The sequence below is a fragment of the Saccharothrix hoggarensis genome (genome assembly GCF_042678885.1).
GTDB lineage: Bacteria > Actinomycetota > Actinomycetes > Mycobacteriales > Pseudonocardiaceae > Actinosynnema > Actinosynnema hoggarensis.
Genome location: NZ_JBHTLK010000478.1, coordinates 1 through 1,444, shown reverse-complemented (window position 1 = coordinate 1,444; position 1,444 = coordinate 1). Strand labels below are relative to the sequence as shown.

At 74.5% G+C, this 1,444-nt stretch carries 2 protein-coding genes; both read left to right on the top strand.

Features of this window, described 5'->3' with window-relative positions:
• Nucleotides 1–827: glutamate ABC transporter substrate-binding protein (locus tag ACFQ3T_RS36585; protein ID WP_380730750.1), on the top strand; the 827-nt coding region annotated here is incomplete at its 5' end.
• A 1-nt stretch (nucleotide 828) separates the two neighbouring features.
• On the top strand, nucleotides 829–1,444 hold a 616-nt coding region (locus ACFQ3T_RS36580; RefSeq protein WP_380730748.1), incomplete at its 3' end, for a hypothetical protein.

Below are 1,444 nucleotides of genomic sequence, written 5' to 3'. Positions count from 1 at the left end.
CGTCCACGGTCGCCGTGCCGCCCGCGTCGTGCGACCCGACGGCGAGCCTGCGCCCCGTGGGCCCGTTGCCGCCGGCCGGGCAGATGCCCGCGGGGACGACCATGGCCCGCGTGCAGGCGCGGGGCCGGCTGATCGCGGGCGTGGACCAGAACACCTACCTGATGGGGTTCCGCAACCCGTTCTCCGGCGAGCTGGAGGGCTTCGACGTCGACATGGCCCGCGAGGTGGCGCGGGCGATCCTCGGCGACCCGGCCGCGATCCAGTTCAAGGTGCTGACGTCGGAGGAGCGCATCCCGGCGTTGGAGCGCGGCGACGTGGACATCGTCGTGCGCACCATGACGGTGACGTGCGACCGGTGGCAGAAGGTGAACTTCTCGACCGTCTACTACCACGCCGGGCAGCGGGTGCTGGTGCCGTCGAACTCCGACGTGACGGGCATCGACGCGCTGGGCGGCAAGCGGGTGTGCGCGACCAAGGGGTCGAGTTCGCTGGTGAACGTGGCCAACGCGCCGTCCGGGCCGATCGCGGTGTCCGTGCCGAACTGGACGGACTGCCTGGTGATGCTCCAGCAGGGCCAGGTGGACGCGATCTCGACCGACGACACGATCCTCGCCGGGTTCGCCGCCCAGGATCCCTACACGAAGGTCGTGGGCCCGCAGTTCACCGCCGAGCCGTACGGGATGGCGTTCCGCAAGCCGGACGAGGACTTCGTGCGGTTCGTCAACGCGCTGCTGGAGCGGCTGCGGGCGGACGGCACGTGGGCGTCGATCCACCGGCGGTGGCTGGGCGCTCCCCCGGCTCCGCCCGCCGCCGTGTACCGGGATTGACGTGGACGCCCGACGGGATGCGGCCCGTGAGGACTCGGCCCGGCGGACACCGGCCGAGGGGAAACCGGCCCGGGGGAAGGCGGCTCGGGGGAAGGCGGCTCGGCGGGAGCTCGCGCGGGAGGAACTGGCTCGCCTGCGGGCCGAGGGCGAGCGGATCGCCGAGGCGCTGCTCGCGATGGACGACCACCCCGGCCACGGGCTGCTGCGCGGCGCGACGACCGGCGCGACCCGTGACCGGTGGCGCGAGATCGGCCCGGCGATGGTGCTGCTGTGGCAGTGGTTCGACGCCTACCGGGAGGTCCTGGCGCGGGTGGACGCGGCGCCCGGCCCCGACGAGGTGGCCCGCCTGGTGACGGAGCCGGTCGTGGTGCTGGACGAGCGGCCCGTGCCGGTGCGCACCCTGACCGGGCCCGCGGTGGTCGGCGAACGGGTCGCGCTCGGCGTGCTCGTGGACCGGATGAAGGAGCAGTACGCGCAGGTCATGGCGGTGTTGACCGAGGTGCGCGAGGCGTGGGCGCGGCGGCTGGAGCTGCTGGACCCGTTGCCGGGGCGGCTGGCCGGGCTGGACTCGCCCGCCGTCGAGCGGCTGCGCGCGGAGGTGGCGGCCGCGCACGCCC